The 23,819-nt window shown below is 66.0% G+C and carries 22 protein-coding genes; 14 read left to right on the top strand and 8 right to left on the bottom strand.

The window, feature by feature from the left end:
• Window positions 1-2: 2 nt before the first annotated feature.
• Window positions 3-950 (top strand): AEC family transporter, encoded by a 948-nt coding sequence (locus GSQ79_RS06225; protein WP_158807863.1) that lies wholly within the window; start codon window positions 3-5, stop codon window positions 948-950.
• A gap of 216 nt (window positions 951-1,166) precedes the next feature.
• Here GSQ79_RS06225 and GSQ79_RS06220 read toward each other — a convergent pair whose 3' ends face one another.
• The 5 genes from GSQ79_RS06220 to GSQ79_RS06200 form a co-directional block, all read right to left on the bottom strand.
• Window positions 1,167-1,952, bottom strand: coding sequence for an SDR family NAD(P)-dependent oxidoreductase (locus GSQ79_RS06220; RefSeq protein WP_158807862.1), 786 nt, complete (start codon window positions 1,950-1,952; stop codon window positions 1,167-1,169).
• 229 nt (window positions 1,953-2,181) lie between these two features.
• Window positions 2,182-3,756 carry a PAS domain-containing sensor histidine kinase gene (locus GSQ79_RS06215; RefSeq protein WP_158807861.1) on the bottom strand — a complete coding sequence of 525 codons (1,575 nt, stop codon included), beginning with the start codon at window positions 3,754-3,756 and terminating at the stop codon, window positions 2,182-2,184.
• A 19-nt stretch (window positions 3,757-3,775) separates the two neighbouring features.
• Entirely contained in the window at window positions 3,776-5,500 is a 1,725-nt protein-coding gene (poxB, locus tag GSQ79_RS06210; RefSeq protein ID WP_158807860.1) for a ubiquinone-dependent pyruvate dehydrogenase, read from the bottom strand.
• 219 nt (window positions 5,501-5,719) lie between these two features.
• On the bottom strand, window positions 5,720-6,970 hold the full coding sequence (locus tag GSQ79_RS06205; RefSeq protein WP_158807859.1) for an MFS transporter: 1,251 nt from the start codon (window positions 6,968-6,970) through the stop codon (window positions 5,720-5,722).
• Window positions 6,971-7,436: 466 nt separating this feature from the next.
• Entirely contained in the window at window positions 7,437-8,039 is a 603-nt protein-coding gene (locus GSQ79_RS06200) for a TetR/AcrR family transcriptional regulator (protein ID WP_158807858.1), read from the bottom strand.
• 163 nt (window positions 8,040-8,202) lie between these two features.
• Here GSQ79_RS06200 and GSQ79_RS06195 point away from each other — a divergent pair, with 163 nt between their 5' ends.
• Window positions 8,203-9,333 (top strand): NADH:flavin oxidoreductase, encoded by a 1,131-nt coding sequence (locus tag GSQ79_RS06195; RefSeq protein WP_158807857.1) that lies wholly within the window; start codon window positions 8,203-8,205, stop codon window positions 9,331-9,333.
• A 161-nt stretch (window positions 9,334-9,494) separates the two neighbouring features.
• Here the strand turns inward: GSQ79_RS06195 and GSQ79_RS06190 are convergent, their stop codons facing one another.
• A complete protein-coding gene (locus GSQ79_RS06190) occupies window positions 9,495-10,082 on the bottom strand; it encodes a TetR/AcrR family transcriptional regulator (RefSeq protein ID WP_158807856.1) in 588 nt (195 codons plus the stop codon).
• 110 nt (window positions 10,083-10,192) lie between these two features.
• Here GSQ79_RS06190 and GSQ79_RS06185 point away from each other — a divergent pair, with 110 nt between their 5' ends.
• From GSQ79_RS06185 to GSQ79_RS06145, 9 genes are all read left to right on the top strand, one after another.
• A complete protein-coding gene (locus tag GSQ79_RS06185) occupies window positions 10,193-10,573 on the top strand; it encodes a hypothetical protein (RefSeq protein ID WP_158807855.1) in 381 nt (126 codons plus the stop codon).
• A 325-nt stretch (window positions 10,574-10,898) separates the two neighbouring features.
• The gene (locus GSQ79_RS06180; protein WP_158807854.1) at window positions 10,899-11,249 is read left to right on the top strand and encodes a putative quinol monooxygenase; all 351 of its coding nucleotides are present in this window, start codon (window positions 10,899-10,901) and stop codon (window positions 11,247-11,249) included.
• 178 nt (window positions 11,250-11,427) lie between these two features.
• Complete coding sequence (locus GSQ79_RS06175) at window positions 11,428-12,330, top strand: AraC family transcriptional regulator (RefSeq protein WP_158807853.1); 903 nt, start codon at window positions 11,428-11,430, stop codon at window positions 12,328-12,330.
• A 164-nt stretch (window positions 12,331-12,494) separates the two neighbouring features.
• Window positions 12,495-13,295: a VOC family protein gene (locus tag GSQ79_RS06170; protein ID WP_158807852.1), complete on the top strand. Its 801-nt coding sequence runs from the start codon at window positions 12,495-12,497 to the stop codon at window positions 13,293-13,295.
• A gap of 136 nt (window positions 13,296-13,431) precedes the next feature.
• Window positions 13,432-14,013, top strand: a complete 582-nt coding sequence (locus tag GSQ79_RS06165; protein WP_158807851.1) for a TetR/AcrR family transcriptional regulator — start codon at window positions 13,432-13,434, stop codon at window positions 14,011-14,013.
• Between the two features lie 468 nt (window positions 14,014-14,481).
• Window positions 14,482-15,360, top strand: coding sequence for an SDR family oxidoreductase (locus GSQ79_RS06160; RefSeq protein ID WP_158807850.1), 879 nt, complete (start codon window positions 14,482-14,484; stop codon window positions 15,358-15,360).
• Between the two features lie 55 nt (window positions 15,361-15,415).
• Complete coding sequence (locus GSQ79_RS06155; RefSeq protein ID WP_158807849.1) at window positions 15,416-16,594, top strand: thiolase family protein; 1,179 nt, start codon at window positions 15,416-15,418, stop codon at window positions 16,592-16,594.
• Window positions 16,595-16,931: 337 nt separating this feature from the next.
• Entirely contained in the window at window positions 16,932-17,534 is a 603-nt protein-coding gene (locus GSQ79_RS06150; RefSeq protein WP_158807848.1) for a flavodoxin family protein, read from the top strand.
• Between the two features lie 186 nt (window positions 17,535-17,720).
• On the top strand, window positions 17,721-18,467 hold the full coding sequence (locus tag GSQ79_RS06145) for an SDR family NAD(P)-dependent oxidoreductase (protein WP_158807847.1): 747 nt from the start codon (window positions 17,721-17,723) through the stop codon (window positions 18,465-18,467).
• A gap of 70 nt (window positions 18,468-18,537) precedes the next feature.
• Here GSQ79_RS06145 and GSQ79_RS06140 read toward each other — a convergent pair whose 3' ends face one another.
• Both GSQ79_RS06140 and GSQ79_RS06135 read right to left on the bottom strand, forming a co-directional pair.
• Entirely contained in the window at window positions 18,538-19,464 is a 927-nt protein-coding gene (locus GSQ79_RS06140) for a LysR substrate-binding domain-containing protein (RefSeq protein ID WP_158807846.1), read from the bottom strand.
• 123 nt (window positions 19,465-19,587) lie between these two features.
• Window positions 19,588-21,261, bottom strand: coding sequence for an FAD-dependent oxidoreductase (locus GSQ79_RS06135; protein ID WP_158807845.1), 1,674 nt, complete (start codon window positions 21,259-21,261; stop codon window positions 19,588-19,590).
• Window positions 21,262-21,732: 471 nt separating this feature from the next.
• On the opposite strand from GSQ79_RS06135, the gene GSQ79_RS06130 reads away from it, so the two are divergent.
• The 3 genes from GSQ79_RS06130 to GSQ79_RS06120 all read left to right on the top strand — a co-directional run.
• Complete coding sequence (locus tag GSQ79_RS06130) at window positions 21,733-22,080, top strand: EthD domain-containing protein (protein ID WP_158807844.1); 348 nt, start codon at window positions 21,733-21,735, stop codon at window positions 22,078-22,080.
• Window positions 22,081-22,310: 230 nt separating this feature from the next.
• Window positions 22,311-22,901, top strand: coding sequence for an NADPH-dependent F420 reductase (locus GSQ79_RS06125; RefSeq protein ID WP_158807843.1), 591 nt, complete (start codon window positions 22,311-22,313; stop codon window positions 22,899-22,901).
• A 46-nt stretch (window positions 22,902-22,947) separates the two neighbouring features.
• Window positions 22,948-23,819, top strand: an 872-nt coding sequence (locus tag GSQ79_RS06120) for a zinc-dependent alcohol dehydrogenase family protein (protein WP_158807842.1), incomplete at its 3' end; no start/stop codon positions are given.

Below are 23,819 nucleotides of genomic sequence, written 5' to 3'. Positions count from 1 at the left end.
CAATGCTCGAGACCATCCTGTCGGGACTGCTGCCCGTCGCCTTCGTCATCATGCTGGGCTGGCTGTCCGCTCGACTTGCCCTTCTGAAGCACGAGGATGCCGGCGTTCTCGCGACATACGTGATCCGTTTCGCCCTGCCGTTCGCGCTGTTCGAGGGCGCCATCAAGACAGCCCCTGAGAAGCTCGCGAATCCAGGGCTCGCGATCTGCCTCGTCTTCGGCCTGATGGGCACGTACCTCATTGCGTTGGGCGTCGGCCGCTTCGTCTTCCGGCACGACCTGCGCACGTCGACCATGCAGGCTTTGGTCTGCGGCTTTCCCGACATGGCCTATTTCGGCGCGCCGATCCTCGCGGCCATGTTTGGTCCCGAAGGCTTCATAGCCGTGCTGGTCGGTAACCTCGTCACAAGCATCTTCATGCTGCCGTTGACGATCGTCCTGACCCATGTGTCGGACAAGAACGAAGCGGGGCATGGCTGGGCCGACACCGTGCATGTGCTGACTCACAGCATCCTCGGCGCGATCATCAATCCGATCGTCTGGCTGCCGATCCTCGGAGTGGCCTTGAGCTTCGCGCACGTGACCCTGCCGGGCCCGGTGGTCGGCTCGGTCGACATGGTCGCCAAGTCGGCCGGCGGTACGTCTCTCTTCGCGTTGGGCCTCATGCTTTACGGGGAGAAGCTGCGGATCAACGCCGACGTGCTGACCAACGTCGGCCTCAAGAACTTCCTGATGCCGGTCTTGATGGTGCTAGGCGCGCTGGCGCTCGGATTGACCGGCGGCCCCATGCGCCAGGTCGTCATAACCGGGGCGGTGCCGACCGCGACCGCGGCGTCGATGTTCGCGCTCAAGAACAACACCTACACCACGGATGCCACGGCCACGATCCTTCTCAGCACGATAATCGGGATCGTCACCGAAGCGCTGCTGATCGCCGTCTTTTCACACTGAGCTGAGAAGGTCGTTGGAAACTGCGGCGGCCGTATCGAGAGGCCGTCGCTGGAGGTTGGAGCAGCGTCTTCGATCCGCCTTCAGACTCCCGTCGTTCGAGCAAGGGACCGGGGCGTGGCGCCGATCGCTGCAGCGATAACGGCGCGCTGAGGGGCGGCGCCTGTCGGGTTTTCGATCATGTCGACCTCGTGCGGCGGCGTGTCGAGCTTGACGCCGTCAGGCGATCGTGGGGACGATGCCACCCTCCACACGCAACGCGGCACCGTTCGTCGCCGCCGCGAGCGGACTGGCGAGGTAGGCGACCATCGCGGCGATCTCGTCGGGCTCGATGAGGCGCTGGATCAGCGAAAGAGGGCGGTGCAGCTTGAAGAACTCGGCCTCCATCGAGGCCGGCGTCAGGTCCGGACTGCTGGCCACGCTCTTCAGGAATCCGTCGATGCCTTCTGAACGCGTCGGCCCGGGCAACACCGAGTTGACCGTGACCCCTGTGCCCTTGGTCAGCTGGGCGAGCCCCCTGGCGATCGTGAGCTGGGCCGACTTCGTGACCGCATAATGGATCATGTCGGGCGGTGGGACGAGGCCCGACTCGCTGGATACGAACACGATGCGGCCCCAGCCGCGTTCCAGCATGCCTGGGAAGTATGCTTGCGCCAGCCGCGCTCCGGCCACGACGTTGACCTCGAAGAGCCGATGCCAGTCCGCGTCGGTGATCGCCGCGAACGCCTTCGCCTCGTAGATCCCGAGATTGTTGACGAGGATGTCGATGGCGGGCTCCTCGCGGGCAAGCCTATCCGCGCCCTCCAGCGTCCCGGCATCCGCGAGGATCGCGCGCACGCGTCCCGCGGCGCCGACCTCGGCCGACGCGGCATCGAGCTTATCCCGGCTCCGGCCCGCGATGATGACCTCCGCGCCCTCGGCCGCCAGTCTCTTGGCTATGGCGACGCCGATCCCCGCCGTCGAACCTGTTACCAGGGCGGTCCGTCCCTTGAGCCCGAGGTCCATGTTCGCTTCCTTTTTTTTCAGTGGTTCCGACGGTCGCGAGCGACCGGTATCCTGCAAATGCAGGCAGTCGTGGACGGGCGTCGGCGAGGAGCGTCAGGCCGGCGTCGCAAGCCGCAGCGTGACGGCTGCCGCTCACGCTCTGGACCGTCACCCGGAGCGTCGCTGCGGAGGCCTCCCGACGAGATCCTCCCTCGGACCGAACGCCTTGGAAACACGCCCGCGCCGGCCATCACTGTGTCTCTCCGATCAGCGCGGTGATCAAGGGTCCGGTATCGTCCCCCTTGGATCGCGGTAGGTACGCCACCACCGCGGTACCCCGTCCGGGTTCGGATTCGATCCTGACATGTCCACCAGCGCCGGTCACGGTGCCATAGACCTGGCTCAAGCCTAGCCCCGTACCCTCGCCAACGGCCTTCGTGGTGTAGAACGCGTCGAACGCCCGGGACATCACGTCGGCCTCCATGCCGATCCCCGTATCGGACACGCTCAGGACGACGTAGGACCCGCCGGGCAGTTCGGCAGGGATCGTGACGCCGGTTTGTACAATGAGGTTTCGCGTGACGACGCGGAGGATGCCGCCGTCGGGCATCGCGTCCCGCGCGTTCACCGCCAGGTTCAAGACGACGTTTTCGATTTGATGCGGATCGGCGTCGACCGTCCAGAGACCTTCGGCGAGCTCCTCATCCAACCGAACGCCTTCCCCGACCGAATGGCGGATCAGATCGCGGAGTCCGACGACGAGCGCGGTGAGGTCGACGGGCTCCACCCGCAGAGGCTCCTGGCGCACGAACGCCAGGAGCCTCTGGGACAGAGCGGACGCTCGGCGTGCTGCGTCGATCGCGGCTTCCGCGTACCGGCGGCATTGCGGGTCGGGGTCGATGTTTCTGCGCGTCATCAGATCGAGGGAGCCGATCACCACGCTCAACATGTTGTTGAAGTCGTGCGCTATGCCGCCCGCCAGCTGGCCGATCGCTTCCACTTTCTGCACTTGGCGAAGCTTCTCTTCCGCGATCAGCAGGGCTTCCGTCCTCCGCCTCTCCGCGGTTACGTCCCGCCCGCTGGCATGCGCGTGGCCGTTGGAGAACGTCGTGTGCCAAGAGATCCATCTCGGGGTCCCGTCCTTGTGCAGGTAGCGGATCTCTAGATTGATGGGACCTTCGCCTCGGACGGCATCTTCGGATGAGCTCTTCATCCAATCCAGATCGTCAGGATGGATGAATTCGAGGAAGGGCCTCCCGACGACGGTCGCCGGATCGTGACCCAGGATGTCGGCCCAAGCCGGGCTGACTTCGCAGAGCACGCCATGGGAGTCGATCACGACCAGGAGGTCGCAGGAGTTCGCCCAGGCCATGTCGCGCTCGTGCGTCCTCCGATCGAGCAGGACCGTCAATGCCTGGCTGTTGCGTTCGGCATCGTCTCGCTTTGACATCACCCCGTCAACGACGACGCAGACGCCGACCAGGGAGACGCGCACATCAACCTCATCGGGCGGCTGCGCTGAGGCGAGGCACCGCTTGTAGGTGCCGTCGGCTCCCTTGACGCGGAGTTCGGCTTCGAACGACCCGCTTCCGGATGCCGCATCCGCCCACTTCTCCATGACGAGCGGCTGGTCCGCTGGATGTACGAACGACCTCCACGAAACCGGGCGGCCTTCGTCCGCGCCGACGGGATGATGTCGCTTCGGATTGATCAACCGGAGACGGCCGCGGCGGTCGGCCCACCATAGGATGGCCGGCACCGCCGCGAGGACGCGATCGGCCGATCCGCAGGGCATCGATCCGATGGTCTCCGTCGGTCTCGTCATCGACAGCTATCCCACCACGTCAGCGAAACAGGTTGGATGTCGCGAGGTCGATCACCTCGTCGCCGCGTCCGTTCAGGACCGCCTTCGCCATCCAGAGGCTGAAGCCGCCGACCTGTTCCGCAGTGGTCTTCGGCGGCATCACAAGCTCGTTGTGGTTCGTCACGACGTCGACGAGGGCGGGGCCCTCGTGCGCGAAGGCGGAACGCAGCGCCGCCTCTAGGTCGACGGCCTTTTCGACGCGGATGCCGAGCACCCCCATTGATTCGGCCATCTTCGCGAAGTTCGGATTGGCGAGGTTCGTCCCGGTCTCGAGGAATCCCGAAGCCTTCATTTCCAGGTCGACGAAGCCCAGCACGCCGTTGTTGAAGATCACTACCTTCACCGGGAGCTTCTCCTGCATGAGAGTGATGAAGTCGCCCATCAGCATGGCGAAGCCGCCGTCGCCAGACAGTGATATCACTTGGCGTTGCGGGAACGCGGCCTGGGCTCCGATGCCTTGGACCATCGCGTTGGCCATCGATCCGTGCACGAAGGAACCGAGCAGTCGACGCTTCCCATTCATCTTGAGGTAGCGCGCCGCCCAGACCGTCGGTGTCCCGACGTCGCAGGTGAACACTGCGTCCTCCGAGGCTATCTCGCTAACGAGACGCGCCACGAATTGCGGATGGATGGGCGAACGGCCGCTGCCGGCCGTCGCCAGCTCGTCAAGCCCTTTCCGCGCGGACGCGTAGTGGTGGACCGCCCGATCAAGATGCGCCTGGTCGAACTTCGGCTCGATCGATGGCAGTAACGCCGCAAGCGTCGTCTTCACGTCCCCCACGAGACCGAGCGAGAGCGGCGTCCGGCGACCGAGCCTTGTGGGATCGATGTCTATCTGCACGACCTTCGCCCCGTCGGGATAGAATTGTCGGTAGGGGAAGTCGGTACCGAGCATCAGGAGTGTGTCGCAGGCCTTCATGGCGTGGTAGCCCGACGAGAAGCCGATCAGGCCGGTCATGCCGACGTCGTAGGGATTATCCCACTCGACGTGCTCCTTGCCGCGGAGCGCGTGGACCACTGGCGCACTCAAGGCGTTCGCGAGTTCCACGACCTCGTCGTGGGCGCCCGCGCAGCCGGCGCCAGCCAGGATCGTGACTTTGTCGGATGCGTTGAGCAGATCGGCGAGCGCCTTCAGGCCCTCGTCGGTCGGTCTCACCAGGGGCGGGGTCGGGACGAGCCAGCGTTCCTTCGGCGCGTCCACTTCCTTCATCGCGACGTCGCCGGGTATCACCATGACGGAGACGCCGCGCTTCCCCACGGCCTGCTTGATCGCAATGTCGAGGATGCGCGGCATGACGGACGGCGTCGAGACGAGCTCGACGTAATGGCTGCATTCCGCGAACAGCTTGTCGGGATGCGTCTCCTGGAAGTAGCCGCTGCCGATCTCGCTGCTCGGTATCTGGGCGGCGATTGCCAGGACCGGCGCCCCGCTGCGATGGCAATCGAAGAGACCGTTGATCAGATGCAGGTTGCCCGGGCCGCAACTCCCGGCGCACACCGCGAGCTTGCCGGTCAGCTGCGCCTCCGCGCCGGCCGCGAAGGCCGCCGCCTCCTCGTTGCGCACATGCACCCATTTGATCGTGCCTCTGCGACGGAGGGCGTCGCTCAAGCCGTTCAGCGAGTCGCCGGTGACACCGTAGATCCGCTTGACCCCGGCCGCGTACAGCGTGTCGACGATCATTTCGGCGATGGTTTGCTTTGCCACTTGGTCGTTCTCCCCCGCGAATGCGGATTGTTTGACTTTTGCGATATGAAGACGGTCTCGTTGCCCGTTGCGATGATGCATCCCTAGGAGACCCGCGGAAGGACCCGCGGCGGGTGCGGTAGGCGAACGTAGGGCACGCCCTATTGCTCATACCGCCGTCGCCGCCACGTTTTGATTCCCCATCGTCCGTTCCCATCGGTTCCAGAGGTTGTCCGACGGTCACCTCGCCACGCTATGACCGACGGCCGCGTTGCGGCCGGTTTCCCGAAGGAAGAAGCTGAGGACGATGGCGAGCGCGACCGCGCCGGCCCAGAACCAGGCCCCTTGCCTGAAGTGCTGTAGATGGTCCGCGTTGGAGGCCAGGCCCTTGCCGAGCAGGTTGGCGAACACGGGTCCGATCGCGGCGGTGACACCGAACGTTAGGAAGTTGATGACGCCGACGGCGCTTCCCTTCACGCTGTCGGGGTTCACCTCCTTGATGCTCGTGTATGGGATCATCGCGGCGCCGGAGCCGATGCCGAGCACGAGCATCTCGAGGTGGGTCGCCGCGACGCCCCCGGTGAAGGCGACAGCGACGATCGCCGCGAGCATGATGCCCGCGCCAAGGATCAGGGCTGGTTTCCGGCGTCCTAGGAAGTCGGCGAGCCACCCGAGGACGGGGCAGCCGATCGCCCAACCTAGAGGCACCATCGAGGCCACGGAGACGGCGTTGCCGTAGTCGAATCCCCTGTCCTGCTGGAAGAATGCGACGCCCCATATCATGTCTCCCACCGTGGTCGGGACGAACAGCAGGCCGGCGATGGCGCCACAGAGGTACGACTGGGGATTGGTGAAAACGATCTTGAACGGAGCGAGGATGCTCGTCGGCCTCGCCTCGACGTGCTCCTCGCCCGGCGTTGACGCGAACAGGGCGATCGCGATCGCGACGCAGGCGGCGCCCGTCGCGATCCAGTACACCTTCCAATCCATCGGTCCGTGAATGAGCGGACCCACGGCGAACTGCCCCGCCGAGCCGCCGAGCATCCCGATGCACTGCGTGACGCCGATCGCCGTCGCCAGGACCGATCCCGAGAAGCCGTGTGCGGCGAGGAACACCGCGCCCGTGAACGCGAAGGCCGATCCGGCTCCTTGCAGCAGCCGGCCGAGGTCGCCCACGATCGGAACCGGGATCACGAAGACGAGGCAGCCGAGGCCGAGCAGGGCCGCGCCGAACGGTATTGAAGCCCTGGCGCCGAACCGATCCAGGGCCGCCCCCGCAACGAGGCTCGTGACGGAGTATGTGTAGTAGTAGGATCCTATGATGGCGCTGACGCCGACAGCGTCCACTCGGAACGCGCTTGAGAGTTCTGGGATCATGACGGCCGGCGATGAACGCACGACGTATTCGAAGAAGTAGAAGACCAGCGCGATGAACCAGGCGACCTTGTACGCCCCTACGGCCGGCGCCTTCACAGATGGAACCGAAACCATGGCCAGATCCCCCTTGGGTGCGCGCTCGAGTGGCTGTGGCGCACGAGGCTCGCGCGGTAAGCCCGGGCCAGCGGAATGCCCGAACACCTCGCTCGCTCGCCGAGTCGCATTGCGAGGTTAAGACTCGATGAGGCGTCCCGTAACGCCCATTTCCGTGGTGATTGGTATGTTCATGCCTCAATTTTTCCGGGTTCGACCGCGGATCCGCCAGGGCTGGCCAAGTGAATGGGCGCATTCTCCGTGCGTGGTTTCGAAAAGCGTCTCCCCCATTCGAACTCCGGATCACTTGTGCGACTGGTCGCCGAGATCCCTCGGGATAGTTCGTTTGGTGGCAGTCCTACGACAGGTGCCGCCCCGGTTGCCCCGCGGCTCGACTCTTAGGAAGACCCGCAAACGGAACGGGCCGTCCTCACACCTCTCGACGCATCGTTCACCGCGCGGACGCAATTCTTGAAAATCTGGATCGCTACGGCTCAGGGTTTTCTGGTCGATCGTGAGCTGAGGAGAGTAAAAGCAGACTCGATCTGACGGTCTGCATCAGCTCCTCGGAAAGTGCGCCGATCCCGACCGCGCGGGCGAGCGTGAGCGCTCCCACCATCGCGGCGGTCGCCATCACTGCTTCCTCTCTGCGCCTTGCCTGCGAGCTCGCTGGTAGGATGTCGCCGACCGATCCAATGAAAGCGTCTACGCCCTTTGCGAAGACCTCGCTCGTGCTCCCTTTTCTGCGGCCGGCGTCCGCCGACAAGGCGACGAGAGCGCAGCCCTCGGCCCGGCCATCGCGGTGTTGCGGACAGAGATAGCTGTCGACGAACGCTTGCCACACCGTGCCATCTGTCGCTTCCGTGCGACGCAGTCCATCGACCGTCGACTCGAGCGCTGCGGCGAAGGCCTCGACGACGAGATCCTCTTTCGAGCCGAAGGTCTTGTAGAACCCTCCCGCCGTAAGGCCGGCGGCGGCCATCACCGCGTCGATCCCGACTCCGTCGACCCCGCGGTCCCGGAATAGTTTCGATGCCGCCTCGACGACCCCATCACGGTTCGCCGCCGCACGATCACGCGAGATCTTCATCAGCCAACCTCATACCTTGACACCTTGGATTACGATGGTAATCATAATTTAGATTACGAACGTAATCGTTATGGGCCGGTCGGGGGTGAACGTCAAACCAAGCCGTCCCGCCGCTGCCTATTCCGTGACCGGGACACCTGAGCCGCCACAAGGATGAACTGACATGACCGTGCAACACGGACCGCTTTTCCGTCCCTTCGAACACAAGACGCTCAAGCTCCGGAACCGGATCGCGATGGCGCCCATGACGCGCCTGGCTTCGCCCGGCGGGGTACCGACCGCCGCCATGGCTGCTTACTATGAGCGACGCGCCCTCGGCGGCGTCGGACTGGTGATTTCCGAAGGGACCGTCGTCGACCGCCCTTCGTCATCGACCGGATGGCCGCAGATCCCGCGGTTTCACGGCGAGGCACCATTGAAGATGTGGAAGTCGGTCGTGGAGAAGGTCCATCACGCGGGCGCGGCGATGGCGCCTCAGATCTGGCACATGGGCGTTCAAGCGGACAATCCCGAGGGACCGGTCGGGCTGCCGGAGGCAGAAGGGCCGTCACGTTTCTACGCGCCCGGGAAGGCGAACGGCCGTGCGATGACGGTCGCCGACATCGAGGCGACCGTCGAGGCGTTCGCCCGCTCGGCCCGGCACGCCAAGGATCTCGGTTGCGACTCGGTCGAGATCCATGCCGCCCACGGGTACCTCATCGACCAGTTCTTTTGGGACGCCACCAACGACCGCACCGATCGCTACGGCGGCGGCACCATCGCCGAGCGCAGTCGGTTCGCGCTTGAGATCGTGAAGGCGGTCCGCGAGGCGGTTGGTCCCGACTTCGCTGTCATTCTCCGCCTGTCCCAGTGGAAGGAGTCGGACTTCAAGGTGAAGCTCGCCCACAACCCTTCCGAACTCGAAAGCTGGCTCACCCCACTGGCCGCGGCGGGCGTGGACATCTTCCATTGCTCCCAGCGCCGGTACTGGGAGCCGGAGTACGAGGGGTCCGACCTGAACCTTGCCGGGTGGGCGAAGAAGATCACAGGCTGTCCGACGATCACGGTGGGTTCGGTCGGCCTCCAGGGCGATGACTGGGGCAAGCCGGCGGCCGGCGATGCGCGTTCGAAGGGCGACGACGCGAAGCTGCGCGCGCTCGATGATCTTCTCGAACGGCTCGATCGGGGCGAGTTCGACGTAGTCGCCGTCGGCCGGGCCCTGATCACCAATCCGGAATGGGCCGCGATGGTGCAGGACGGACGCTTCGACCAGTTGAAGGGTTACGACGTCGAGGACCTTCGCCGGATCGCCTGAGGTCCGATCGCGTGACGATGGTGATCACCCGGGCCCGGCAAGACGTCCCTGACGGGCGGTTCCAGGACGTCGCGCGCATCGACCGCGTCGACGGCTCCTGCCCGGCTCGACGCGCATTCCGTTGCTCGCGTCGTTCCTCGGGTCCGACAGCGACGATCCGGTCAGCTGAGCGTCGTGAGCACTTCGAGTTCGCGGCGCGCGGCCTCGATGATCTCCGCCGATAGTTGAGGATCGGTCTTCGCTGTCGCGCGCGCCATCGCCACGCTTCCCGCTATCGCGGACACGAGCAGGAGGGAACGCCTTCGGGAGACCTCCGGCGCCAACCTGGCGGACAACGCGTCCCGCATGAGCTCCGCCATCTCGACGACGCCCTCGGTGAAGGCCTGCTGCACCTCGTCGTCCTGCCGTCGCACCTCCGCCGAGTACGCAGCCATGGGGCATCCTCCGGCAGGATCCAGGACATGGTCCTTTTGAAGATACTGCCGCAGGTATGCGGAAGCATCGTTGGACGTCGTTCCCTTTACCGCCTTCCAGCTCTCGACACCGGCCGAATGGGAGGCTCGGCAGGCTTCCGCCGCCAGAGCGCTCTTGGTGGCGAACCGACCATAGAACGCGCCCTGGCTCAGTTTGGCCTCGGCGCTGATGTCGGCGACGCTCGCGCCTTCGAAGCCTCGCTCCTGGAACAGGTTCCAGGCGGCCTTGACCAGCGCGACGCGATGCTCCTCGGCCTTGGCCTTCGTCACTTTCATACCGCGATCTCCGACCGGGCCCAGATACCGGTTGACCTAATCATAGCAACCACACTAATAAGCATTTAAGATAGCGGTTGCTATCATAACCACGCACACGGGGCGATGCAATGAGCGAAGAGACCCACGAGCGGCCCGGCCCGGCGTTCTTGAACGAACTGGCCCCCGACGTCGTACTGGAAGCGGCGATCCTGAACGGTTCCGTCTCAGGGGCCGCGGACGTGAGGAAGGTCATCGGCACGGTCGGCGGCCTCTTCACGTCTCAGGCTCCCGGCATCCGCGCGTCGGGCGATAACGTCGAGATCTACGGGTACGAGGCCGGTCTACCGGAAGGGATGTCCGTGACCGGCGTCATCACAGTCACCCGCGGTACGACCGGTGAGGTGACGCATATCGGAAGTCTGATGCGACCGCTCGGCGCGGTCCTGTGGATCGCCGGGCAGGTCAAGGATCGCCTCGGCGGGGATCTCGACGCAGCCCTGTTCGCCTAGGCCGCCTCGTTGCCGTGCTCGCATCCCGTCGCTGACGCGAGGCCTCGTGGCTTCGCGCTCCGCCGTGCGGACACGCACTCCGGGGCGCAGCCAGCGCGGCATCGATCATGACGACATCGTACCGGCACTTCTGGCGGTTCCTGCGATCGTTCTGCCGAGCGTTCCTCGAGACCGGATCCACCAGCGGTTGGGCGGAGCTCGAAAGACGTGTCCGGACGGTCGAGCAGCGCCTTGACCAAGCCGGGCGAACAAGTCCCGCGGACCTCACCGCCCCCGCTGGCATACCGCCGCACCCCGCGGCTCTGACCAAAATGGAGATTGATAGATGACCGACGGCGTAACGATTATCGTGGAACTGAACGTGAAGCCGGAAATCGCCGAGACGTTCTTCAGCGGCGTACAGGCCTTGCTCGAGGTCACGGCGACCCACAAGGGCTTCAGGAACATCATCGCGGTCAGGCACAAGGAAGATTCGAACCGCATGATCTTCGTAGAGTCCTGGGATAGCGAGGAGGATTTCAACACATATACCAACTGGCGGATCGAGCGCGGCGACATGTCGATCATCATGGACGCCGTGACCGTACCGCCGAAGGTCGACGTATGGCCGACGTCCGTGGCCGCTGCCCGTCGCGATGCTTCGATCGCCAACGGTGTGGACGCATTGTCGGCCTGACGCATCCTACACTCGCATGATTCAATCATTGACTACGCTATCAATGATTTAATAATAGTGATCAGTATGATTGTGGGGGCGCGTTGGTCATCGGGCTCCCATGGGCGCCCTGCGGGAACATCTAGTTCCCGCTAGGACGAAGACCAATCGTGCAGGGTTGGATCTTGCGGAGTGATCGATGCGGAGCACGGCCTTCGGCGAAGACTTCGGTAAACGCGTGGGGATTGGCAACGTCAGCACGCTCGCCGCTGCCTTTCCAGGTAAGAGGCCCGTCACCTTCATCCGGCACAGCAGCGATGCCGACCGGCCGGGAACCACGACGGCCGCGCCAGCTGAATCCGCCTTTTCCATCCAGGTCCTGATGCGCGGGCTCGTGGCTCCGAAGCTGTCCTTCGGTCGAGCCCCCGCCGAGATATACAGGGCCGAAGCGGGCTCCGTCTTCCTGTTCGACCTGGAGAAGCCACCGGTCGCGACCTTCAACAGTCCGCTCGACAACGTCAGGTTCTACATCAGCCGCGAGACGCTGCGCGAGTTGGCGGCCGAGAACGGTCTCCGATACGGGGGAGGTCTCAAGGCGCCGGCGTGGGGAAGCCCCGACGCGACATTCGCCAACCTCGCCGGTAGTCTCATCCCGCGCTTCGAAAGGCCCCATGAGGCGGCGACGCTCTTCGTCGATCACGTCGCTCTCGCGTTCTTCACCCACCTCGTCACCGCCTATGGCGAAACACCGACATCCGTCGGAAAGGCGCGCGGCGGCCTCGCACCGTGGCAGACGCGGAGGGTCAATGACCTGATCGAAGCCCGGCTGAGCGAGGACGTCTCGCTGTCCGAGCTTGCCGCCGCCTGCGGCCTTTCCTCGAGCTACTTCAGCAGAGCCTTCAAATCCTCGTACGGTCGTGCACCCTACCAGTTCCTCCTGGAGCGGCGCATCGATATGGCCAAGGGCATGATCCTGCGTACGTCGATGCCGCTCTCCTACGTCGCCGAGGCGTGCGGCTTCTCGGATCAGAGCCATCTGGCGCGGGTGTTCTCACGGATCGTCGGACGCGCGCCGAGCGTCTGGAAGCGGGACAACATCTGACGTCCACGAAACGGCTTAGGCAACGACGCCCGCGCGACTGGCGAGTTTCCGCCATGATCGTCCCAGAACGTCGGATTCATCCCGAGCCGGGTCCGGCGACCCGGATTATCCTGCACCCGGATCAATTCGCGCGTCGGTCGAGACGCGAACGGAAAGGCGGGCCGATGACCGACGCCGGGTTTGGCATCGCGGGACTGCATCGCGTATCGTGCGTCGCGTCTGACGCCCTCAGGACGCTGAAGTTCTACGGCGACATTCTCGGCATGCGTGCCGCGCGTGACCGAAACGATGCCGAACTGCATTTCGACATCGGCGATGCAGCCGACGCGTGGCCGACGCTCACGTTCCGCATCGACCCCGCCGCGGATCAAGGATGTCACGGAGGAGGGCAGGTCGGCTCCCTCGCGCTGACGATCCCCCGCGGCTCGCTCGGCCTCTGGCGGCAGCGACTCGTGCGGCTGCAGTGCGACGTGGTCGGCCGAGCGTGGGCATTCGACGACGAATACCTGTACTTTGTCGATCCCGACGGTCTCGCGCTTTTCCTTGTCGAGGAACGGGGTGTCGGCGCGACGGAACAGGCCACCGGCCCGGCCAAGTCCATGCCGTCGATAAAAGGGGTTTTCGCCGTGGAGCTCGACTCCCTCGAGCCGGCGCAGACCGCACGGCTCCTCGTAGACGCCCTAGGTCTGGTCGCCGGCCCCAACGCCGGCCCGATCGGGCGATTCTATTCGGGTACGCTCGCGGTCGATGTGCTTTCGAACAAGCATCGTCCAGGTTCGCACGGGCTCGGCGTCATCGAGCACGTCGCGTGGAGGGTGCCCGACCAGAAGACGATGGGGGTTCTGGTCGAGAGGCTTCGCGGCATTCCGGGCGTTGAACTGCGCCCCCGGCATGACGGCCTCGCCTTCTTCAGGGAGGCGGGCGGAACATGTTTCGCCTTGGCTCTCGACGAACGATGTCGATGATGTCTGGACGGTTGAAGGAGTTTCGTGTCGGAGCCGTAATGCCTGGAAGATTGAGGTCGGTCGAGTGGAATATAAGCGATCCGGAGCGAGCTCGGCCGCAGACTGCCTCGACAACCGTAGCAAGGGCTTGCGGCTGATGAGGTACGGATCGGAACGGAAGGACGAGACGCGTACACGCGTCGTGACGGTCGCGTCGGAGCGCTTTCGCAAGGACGGCGTTGACGGCGTGAGCGTGGCACGCCTCATGTCGGATGCCGGCCTTACGCATGGCGGCTTCTACCACCATTTCCGGTCCAAAGGCGCTCTCGTTGACGAAGCGGTGCTTCACGCGTTCCAGACGATGCCGGCGCTGCGGGCGTTGGAGGGACGCGCTCCCAGGGCCGTCGAACTCGGAAATTTCATCGATCTCTATCTTTCCAGCGAGCACCGGGACCATCCGGAGCATGGTTGCGTCATCGTGGCTCTTGGACCGGACATGGCGAGACGTCCGCGCGAATCCCGCGAGGCTTTCGCTGCAGAGGCGGAAGGGGTGCTCGGCCGCATCGCGGCTGCGCTGCCGGAGGGGATTCCGGCCCTGGACCGGACTCAGGCCGCCACGACCCTGCTCTCCCATCTCCTGGGCGTCCTCCAGCTCGCCAGGTTCCTGACTGACCAGGCCTCGTCGGATCGAGCGCTCGAGAGCGGCCGGTCCTCCGCACGCCGCCTTGCCGGCCTCTGAGCCGGCTGAGGCAGGCGGCACAAACGCCTTTGCGGCGGGATCTGACAAATCTGCGCGGTTTCGTGCGCGACGCGCCTTGAAGAAGGCAGGTAGGTTCGAACCTCCCCGACGGTCGGGAAGAACGGAAGCGCTGGCGGCGACCTCGAGAGAAGGTCCGTTGCTGAATGGCGAAGAGATGGCTCGGTGATTTGGAGACCGTCATGATCCGAGCCTTTGCGATGGCCATGTCCTTGATCGCTGCATCCACCGTGTCGCTCACTGCGCAGGTTTCCCCGTCCAGCACGCAAGCGAAACATTCGAACGAGCAGAGGTCGCCAGCGTCCTCGCGTCCCGACGATCACGCGGCTTGGTTCAGGCGGGCCATCGATCATTTCTTCGACGGGCGTTCCGCACCCCCGGACCCGAGATCGGAGCAGTGAGGTTCGTCCTCTCGGCTCGACTTGAATCATCACCCGAAGGAGGCGTTTGATGACCGACCGTGCCGCGCCGCCGACCGGATATCCCAGGCCTCCCTTCGGTCCACAGCAGTTGCCCTATCCCGGCGACGGCAGAGCGATGCTGCCACCGCCCGATCATGGCGAGGAGACGTACGTCGGGAATGGACGCCTGCGTGGGAAGGTCGCCATCGTTACGGGCGGGGACAGCGGCATCGGCCGCGCCGTGGCGATCGCCTTCGCGCGGGAGGGCGCCGACGTGGCGATCGCTTACCTTGACGAGCACGAGGAGGCGGAGATCGTCGCTGGATGGGTCCGCAAGGCGGGAAGCCGCGCACTTCTGCTGCCCGGGGACATATCGGATGCCGATCAGGCAAGGGCCCACGTGGCGCGCACGATCGAGATGTTCGGCAAGCTCGACATCCTGGTCAACAACGCCGCCTTCCAGAAGCTCGCTGACGACATCACGGAGATCGAGGATGCCGAGTGGCGGCGCCATTTCGAAGTGAACGTCTACGGCCTCTTCTACATGACGAAGGCTGCGGCCGCGCACCTGAGGCCGGGTTCGTCGATCATCAACACGGCGTCCATCAACGCGAAGATGCCGGTCGACGTGCAGCTGGCGTACTCCGCGACGAAGGCGGCGATAACGAACATCACCGCCAATCTAGCGCAGAGCCTGGGAAGGAAGGGTGTGCGCGTCGCCGCCGTCCTGCCCGGTCCGATCTGGACCCCCGTCATCCCGGCCACGATGAAGCCGGAGCAGGTGGACCGATTCGGCACCGAGGCGCCCTTCGGACGTCCCGGCCAGCCGGCCGAACTCGCGGGGACGTACGTGCTGATCGCTTCTGCGGAAGGCAGCTACATGAACGGCGCGCACATCGCCGTGGCAGGCGGAATGGTCGCGATCTGACGCGCCGGGCCCGCCGCAGAATGACCCAGGGAAATGACTGAAGGGGAAAGCCGCGATGCGTGAAGTCGTCCTCTGCCATCCGATAAGAACGCCCATTGGCGCATACAACGGTTCGCTGAAGCCGGTGCCGGCCACCGAACTCGGATCGGTCGCGGTGCGCGCGACGTTCAGGTTGTCCGGGCTCGAGGCCTCCGCGATCGGCGGGGTTGCCATGGGAAACGTCGTGCAGGCAGGCAACGGGATGAACCCGGCGCGTCAGGCGGCGATCGGGGCCGACCTTCCGGTCTCCCTTCCAGCACTCACCGTCAACCGCGTTTGCGGATCCGGCGCCCAGGCGATCGTCACGATCGCCCAGGAGGTCGCGCTAGGCCTCTACGACGCAGGCATCGCAGGCGGAATGGAGAACATGGACAGGGCGCCCTACCTGATGGGCGGTGCCCGTTGGGGGTACCGCATGGGATCCGCCGAGATCGACGACTCCATGCTCCGGGATGGGCTCAACGACGCCTTTTCGGGACGGCATTCCGGCTGGCACACCGAGGATCTCGTGTCGGAGATGCGCATCTCCCGCGAGGCGCAGGACGCCTTCGCGGAACGCTCGCAGCATCTCTTCTCGGAGGCGCGGGACGCGGGTCTCTTCGATCGGGAGATCGTGCCGGTCGTTCTGAATGGAAGGAAGGGACCCGAACCGTTCGCGCGAGACGAGGCGCCGAGGCCCGACACATCCGCGGCCGCGCTCGCACGTCTCAAGCCCGCGTTCCGGCCCGACGGCACCATCACGGCCGGCAATGCGCCGGGCCTCAACAGCGGCGCTGCGGCGATGGTTGTCGGCGACCGCTCCTTCGTCGAGGGGAAGGGCGTGGAGCCGATGGCGAGACTGGTCGCCTACGGCATCGCCGCCGTCGAGCCGGGCATGTTCGGCCTTGGTCCGGTGCCGGCAACGCGACAGGCCTTGGAAAGGGCGGGATGGCGGCTGTCGGACGTGGACCGCTTCGAGATCAACGAAGCCTTCGCCGCCATTCCGATCGCTGTGGCGATGAAGCTCGGCATCCCCGAGGATATCGTCAACGTCGAAGGCGGCGCCATCGCGCACGGCCATCCGATCGGTGCGACCGGCGCCGTCCTCGCCACGCGCCTTGTCCACTCGATGCGCCGACACGGTCTGCGTCGAGGTATCGTGACGCTGTGCATCGGCGGTGGCCAGGGCATCGCGTTGGCTCTGGAGCGGATCTGACGCTCGCGTGGCTTCCGGGCCGTGTCGCCGCCGACCCGGAGCTCGTCCGGCTCGGTTGCGACATGGTTTTGGGTCCGACCGATGTCAGCGGCATTCGCTTTGCGGCACGATCGTCCAAGCCGGCGCGGAAACGGGCGGGACGCGCAGTCCCGCGGGTCCTAGCTTGACTGGTCCCGGCGACCCGGACCGGCCCGGTAGTTCCGCCTTGCCGGATCCGGTCCAGACGACGGGAAGGGCGCCAAGCCCCGCGGGCGGATGTACCCCCCACCCTCCGCCCGCGCTCCGCCGCATCGACGGCATGGAAACATAGGCCATAGGGCCGACGAGAGGACACGGAATGACGATCGAGGTCGCAGTCGTATACCATAGCGGTTACGGGCACACCGCCAAGCAGGCCGAGGCCGTCTCCAAGGGAGCCGCCTCGGTCGAGGGTTCCAAGGCCCTGCTGATACCGGTGGACGCCGTCGAAAGGCACTGGGACGATCTCAGCCGGGCCGACGCCATCCTGTTCGGGGCGCCGACGTACATGGGAAGCCTATCGGCGCCCTTCAAAACCTTCATGGATGCCACCTCCACCCTCTGGTTCCAGAGGAGCTGGAAGGATAAGATCGCCGCGGGCTTCACGAATTCCGCGGCGCAGAACGGCGACAAGTTCAGCTCGTTGATGCAGCTCGCGACCTTCGCGGCGCAGCACGGCATGATCTGGGTCGGCCTGGATCTCGTCCCGGGAAACAACAGCTCGACGGGTGGCCTCGACGACCTCAACCGTCTGGGGAGCATGCTGGGCGCAATGGCGCAGTCGAACGCCGACCAGAGCGCGGAATTCGGCCCGATCGCGTCCGATCTGCGGACCGCCGAGTATCTCGGCCGGCGCGTCGCCGAAGCCGCGCTACGTTGGAAGGGCGGGGGACTGGCCGCGCCCGAAAGCGTTCTCGGATAAACGCTCACTTTATCGATCTCGGCCGACGTGTCGCGCGAGGATGAGACCGGGCGCTCCAGCCGGAGCGCAGCTCCATCGTTCCAGGCGTGGAACGGTGTGTCCGCAAACCATCGTCTACTGGGGCGACATCGCCGGTCTTAGATGTGCGCCCTGAGCGGCGCGTCGCCGCGTTTAAGGATGAGTATGATGTCCAAGACCCTTTTTGGAAAGGTCGCCCTGGTCACCGGGGGATCGCGAGGCATAGGCGCGGCTATAGCCCGCGAGCTTGCGGAGCAGGGCGCCGACATCGCGATCAGCTACGCGGCGAGCGTCGAGAAGGCTTCGGCGGTCGTGGCGGAGATCGAGAGGTCCGGTGTTCGGGCTGCGGCCTTCAAGGCCGACCAGGCCGACACTTCGCAGGTGAAGCGACTGATAGCGGACGTCGTCGCGAAGTTCGGCCGCCTCGACATCCTGGTCAACAACGCCGGGGTCTTCCACTACGGCCACATCGGGACCGATGAGCACGAGGGTTCCCTGCAAGGCTTGTATGCAATCAACACGGACGCCGTGCTCACCGGTATCCGGGAAGCGGGCAGGGTGATGGGCGAGGGCGGTCGCATCATCTCGATCTCGTCCGGCGTCTCGACCCGGACCGGTGCGCCGGGCTTGGCCGACTATGCGGCCAGCAAGGCCGCGGTCGATGGTTACAGCCGTGGCGCCGCCCGCGACCTCGGCCCCAAGGGGATCACGGTCAACGTCATCGGCACGGGCCCCGTCAATACCGAAATGAACCCGGAGGACGGTCCGATCGCGGAGTGGTTGAAGAGCGAGAGCGCGCTTGGAAGGTACGCGCGTCCGGAGGAGATCGCGGCCGCCGTGGCGTTCCTCGCCTCGCCGCGCGCCAGCTACGTCACGGGCAGCGTCATGTCCGTCGACGGTGGCTATGGAGCCTGAACGTTGCGCCCGTCGCGGCCGCCTGTCGTTCCGGTCAGGGGTCGCGTCGACTGGTTTCCGGCCGTAGGCCTCATGACCGTCCTTCGTCGGTCTGGAGTATGTCGCGGCGAAAGGCGTCCGTGAGGTGATCGATGAAGGCGCGGACGGCCCTCGCTTGTCCGCGCCTCGTCGTGAAGACGAGGTGGATCGTGCCAGCGGGGCCGGACCATCGTGGAAACACGCGTACGAGGCTCCCGTCGGCCAGTTCCTTCCGGCACGCGTGGTCGAAGATGAACGCGACGCCCACTCCGGCCGCGGCGGCGCTCCGCAGCGTGGAGATGTCGCCGCAGGTCATGCGGGGCGCGAGGTCCACGGCTCGGTCCGCGCCCCCTCCGTCGACGAGGGTCCAGTGTTCCTCGCCGCCGGTCCCGCCGCTTCCAATCGTCGGAAGCGTGGCGAGCCTTCCGATGTCGGCCTCGGTATCGATGGTCGCGGCTAGCGCCGGGGACGCGACGAGGATCCTGACGCTCGCGGCGAGCGGCTTCATCGTCAGGCTCACCTCGCGGTCGAACGCCGTGCGCAGGCGCATCGCGACGTCGATGCGCTGCGCGATCAGGTCCACGGGGTCGTTGGTGGAAAGGATCTGCAGCCTAATCCCCGGGTGGCGCGCCAGGAAGTCTGGAAATATGGGTGCGATGAACCGCAGCATCCCAGGTGGGCAGCTGAAACGGACCGTGCCGTGGGGCTCGCCGTGGGCTTCTGCGGCGATCGCCTGCGCGGCTTCGGCCTCCCTGAGCATCGCGCGACACCGATCGTAAAACGCCAGTCCGACATCGGTCACCTTGAAGCGTCTCGTCGACCGTTCGATGAGACGGATCCCCAGGCGGCCCTCCAGCGCCGTGATCCGACGGCTCAGCTTCGATTTCGGCAGGCCCGTTGCGCGGCCGGCGGGCGCGAAACCGCCATGCGCCACGACCTCCGCGAAATAGAACAGGTCGTCCAGGTCGGGCCGGATCATGGATGCGGCGTTGGAAGAATGATCGAGCGCGTCGGACGCGCCGATCTCCTCCGAGCCGCTTGGATGAAAGTCCAGCCCCGCGCCTCGGCCGAGAGCCCGCAGAAAATAGAAGCCGCCTCCCGCTCAGGCATCTCCGGGACTCGCGAGGAACGCGTGGATCTGGGCGACGACGGCCGCGCCCTCTCCGACGGCTGCCGCGACGCGCTTCGTGGAGCCCGCGCGCACGTCTCCGATCGCGAAGACCCCGCGTCGGCTCGTCTCGAAGGGCGACGGGCCGTGACCGCCCCGATCCGAGCCGCTCGGTGCGACGCCTGTGAGGACGAAGCCCTTCGCGTCGGTATCGACGCAGCCATCGAGCCATTGGGCGTTCGGCTCCGCGCCGATGAAGAGGAAGAGGTGGCGTAGGGGGCAACGCCGCTCCGAGCTGGATGCGTTGTCCCGGAAGGTCGCGGCGCGAAGGCCGCTTCCGTCCCCTTCCACCGCCACGACCTCCGCGCCGGTGTGGATCTCGACGTTCGGGAGCCCGGCGATGCGATCGATCAGGTATCTCGACATGGACGCTTCCAGTCCGGTGCCGCGGACCACGAGGTGCAGCTTCCGCACCTTCGCCGCGAGGTATACGACGGCTTGGCCGGCAGAGTTGCCGCCACCGACCAGGGCGACCTCCTCGCCCTCGCAGAGCTTCGCCTCGACGGGGGAGGCCCAGTAGGAGACGCCGGCGCCCTCGAAGGTCTCGAGGCCAGGGATGCGCGGCTTCAGGTAGCGCGCTCCCGATGCGATCACGACGGTTTGGGCTAGGACCGATCCGCCGGCGCCGAGATGGATGCGAAGCGGACCGAAGGCTCCCGTCGGCCCGCAATCTAGACGGGCGGCCTCGGTCGGCACCGCGATCTCGGATCCGAACTTGATCGCCTGGTTGAACGCGCGTCCCGATAGGGCGAAGCCCGAGATGCCGTTCGGGAAGCCGAGGTAGTTTTCGATCCGTGCGGAGGCGCCCGCCTGACCGCCGACGGCATGCCTGTCGACGACCAGTACCGAGAGTCCTTCGGAAGCGCCGTAGACGGCGGTGGCGAGGCCCGCCGGCCCTGCGCCGACGACGATCACGTCGTACACTTTCTGGGGATCGAGCATCGGCGTTATGCCGAGCTTGGCTCCGGCCTCAGCATTCGTCGGTCCGCGGAGCATGGTGCCGTCCGGGAGGACGACGAGAGGGATGTCTTCCGGCGCGATGCCGAAGCGGTCGACGAAGGAGGCCCCGTCGGGATCGGCGACATCAAGGACGACGTGCGGATGGCCGTTCCGACCGAGGAAATCCTGGAGACGGGTCATATCGGCCGAGCCGGGCGCGCCGACCAGGACGGTGCCCGATCCGCCGACCTCTATGAGGCTGACGCGTCGCAGGATCAGCGCCCGCATGATCACCTCGCCGAGGTCCGCCGAACCGATCACGAGCGCGCGCAGATGGGCAGCGTCGAAGGGAAGCGCCTCGCATCCCTCGATGCCGGCGCGGCCGCCCGCAAGCGCCGGTCGACCAGCGAGCTGATTGACCTCGCCGGTGAACTGTCCCGGACGATCCTCGGTCAGGATCTCCTCGGCACCGGACGGATCGCGCCGTACGATCTCGATGCTCCCTTTGAGGACGAGCCATGCCGGAGCCATCGGTTCGGCGACGTCGAAGACGGAAGCGCCGGGAGCGAAGGTGCGGGAGGGGCCGCTTGCGAAACGCCTCACGACCCCAATCTGGTCCGCGTCCAGGATCGGGAACATCTGGTTTTGACGGGTCTCGATGAGGCTCAACGCACTTTCCTCCTGTCGCTGCGCCTCGTCGTGGCTGATCCCCCGCTTATCTAGACCCGGAAGGTAATACGAGGGCGTCCGCCAAGACGGCCGACGAAAAGGACGCGATCGTCCCAGCGGCGGAGGAATGCGACGAGACGCCCGGCCTTCGGGGCACGTATGCCTGACCGGACGGTCGGCGATGGCGCAGCGTTGTAGATGCCGCCCGGTTCGATCTCGCGGCTCCGTAGCCTTCGCGCCAGCGGGCCCGCGCCGAGTGGGGGCGGCGCGCCGGCATCCTTGCCGGCCGTGGCCACAACGTGGGCTCGAACGAAGTAGTTGGAGGACCGACGAGATGACTTGAAGACACTTGAGGCGAACGCCGCCATTGCGGCCTCGAAAGCCAGCTTCCGATCCGAGCCGAGAACATCGTACGCGATGCGACGTATCGACGGCTCGCAGCACCGACCGGTCCCGACGAAGGTAGATCCCATGATCAAGATGACGCTACTCATTTCCCGCAAGGCCGGCATGAGCCTCGAGGACTTCAAGGACTACTGGCTCAACAAGCACCTGCCGGTCGTCCAATCGGTTCCGGAGGTCGGCCGCTATTCGAAGCGGTATGTCCAACAGTACAATACGTATTCCAGCCCGAGCCATACCGGCGCCGCGCCCTTCGATGGGATCGCGGAGGCTTGGTTCGACAGCCTCGAGGACGCGCTGGCCCTCACCACTTCGGACAACTGGCTGAACGTCGTCAAGAAGGACGACCTCAACTTCCTGGACGTCACGAAGACGCAGATGATGCTCTCCGAGGAGAAGCTGTTTCCCGACGCCTGAGCGCATCGCCCTTCGGCACCAAGTGACGGGCGCCTCGATCCTCAGTGGCCGCCCGAGGCGTGCGCCAGAATAGGCGCGGCCCCCCTCCGACATGTCGGTGCTTCCCGCGATCCGATACGTGCCGCGGCCGCGCGAAACAGACCTCGTGCATCTCGCAAGCTGAACGAACCGGTTCGCCCTGCCCGATGACCGCGGCGGCACGACCCTCGATTCATTAGAAAGGCGTCGACATGAAGATCGGGATCATTGGCGCCGGGAGGGTGGCCCAAGCGTTGGCGAGGCACATCTCCGCGGGAGGGGATCAGGCGATTCTCAGCAACAGCCGCGGTCCGGACTCGCTCGCCGAGCTCGTCCGGAATTTCGGCGCCGGCGTGTCGGCTGGTTCGATCCGGCAGGCCGCCGAAGCGTCCATGGTCGCGCTTGCCGTACCGTGGCTCAAGATCGATGAGGCGCTCGCCGGACTGCCGCACTGGGAAGGTCGCATCCTCGTGGACGCGACGAACCAGTTCGTCGGACGGGACCTGGCCGATCTGGGCGGACGGACGTCGAGCGAGATCGTCGCCGGTTTGGCCCCCGGGGCACGCGTCGTGAAGGCCCTGAACACCCTTGTCGTCGAGCGCTTCGAGAGCGGCCCCTTCAAGGCCGGGGCCCGCCGGGTGACGTTCATCTCCGGCGATGACGCCGAGGCGAAGGCACAGGTGGGCTCGCTTCTCTCGGGCTTCGGCTTCGCCGTGGTCGACCTCGGATCGCTCCGCATCGGCGGGCTTGCGCAGCAGGCCGGCGGCGCGCTGGCGGGCGTCGACCTGCTCAAGGCGACCTGAGGCGGCCCGGGCACTATCCGATCATCAGGCAACAGGAGCAGCCGGCATGCACGCGATCCACCTTACCGCCTATGGCGATCCGGCGACGGGCCTGAAGCACGTCGAGATCCCGGAACCGAACGGACCAGGTCCCGGAGAAGTCCTGATCCAGGTTGGTTTCTCCCCGATCATCCCGAGCGACCTGCTGCTGGCTCGCGGGATGTACGCGGTGCGGCCGCCCCTGCCGTCCGTGATCGGCAACGAGGGAGCCGGGGTCGTCGTGACCCGGGGCGACGGCGTCGAAGGGGTCGCCGTCGGGGACGCGGTCCTGCTGCCCAGGGGCACGTTCGCCTGGGCCCAGCGCGTCGTGGCACCCGCGGGCGGCCTCGTGGTGCTTCCGCGCGGCATCGACGCGCAGCAGGCGTCCATGCTGAGCATCAACCCGCCCACCGCGGCGCTCCTGCTCGACGAACACGTCGGCCTCCGGCCCGGCGACTGGATCGCGCTCAACGCGGGCGGTTCGGGCGTCGGACGCGCCCTCGTGGCGATGGCGCGGACACGTGGCCTGCGAACGATCAGCATCGTACGAAGGCAGGCGTCCGTCGCCGAGATCGAAGCGCTCGGCGCGGACGTCGTGGTCGTTGACTCCGACGATGCGCCGACGAGGATCGCGGCGGCCGTCGGCGGCGCGCCCGTCAGGCTCGGGCTCGACGGCGTATGCGGCGGGGGCACCGCCACTCTGGGGCGGATCCTGACCGAAGGCGGGACGATCGTGACGTACGGCACCATGAGCGGCGAGCCGGGTCGGATCGATCCGTTCGACCTCATTGCGAAGCGGCTCCTCCTCAAGGGCTTCTTCATGTACTACCCGGACTTCGCCTCGAAGCTGCCTGCCGCGATCGCCGAGGGCGTCGCCTTGGCCGCCGACGGCGCCATCCA

It is taken from the genome of Beijerinckia sp. L45 (assembly GCF_009765775.1).
In the GTDB taxonomy this organism is placed as follows: Bacteria; Pseudomonadota; Alphaproteobacteria; order Rhizobiales; family Beijerinckiaceae; genus RH-AL1.
The sequence above is the reverse complement of the archived record's forward strand: the minus strand, read 5'-3'. Positions and strand labels throughout refer to the sequence as shown.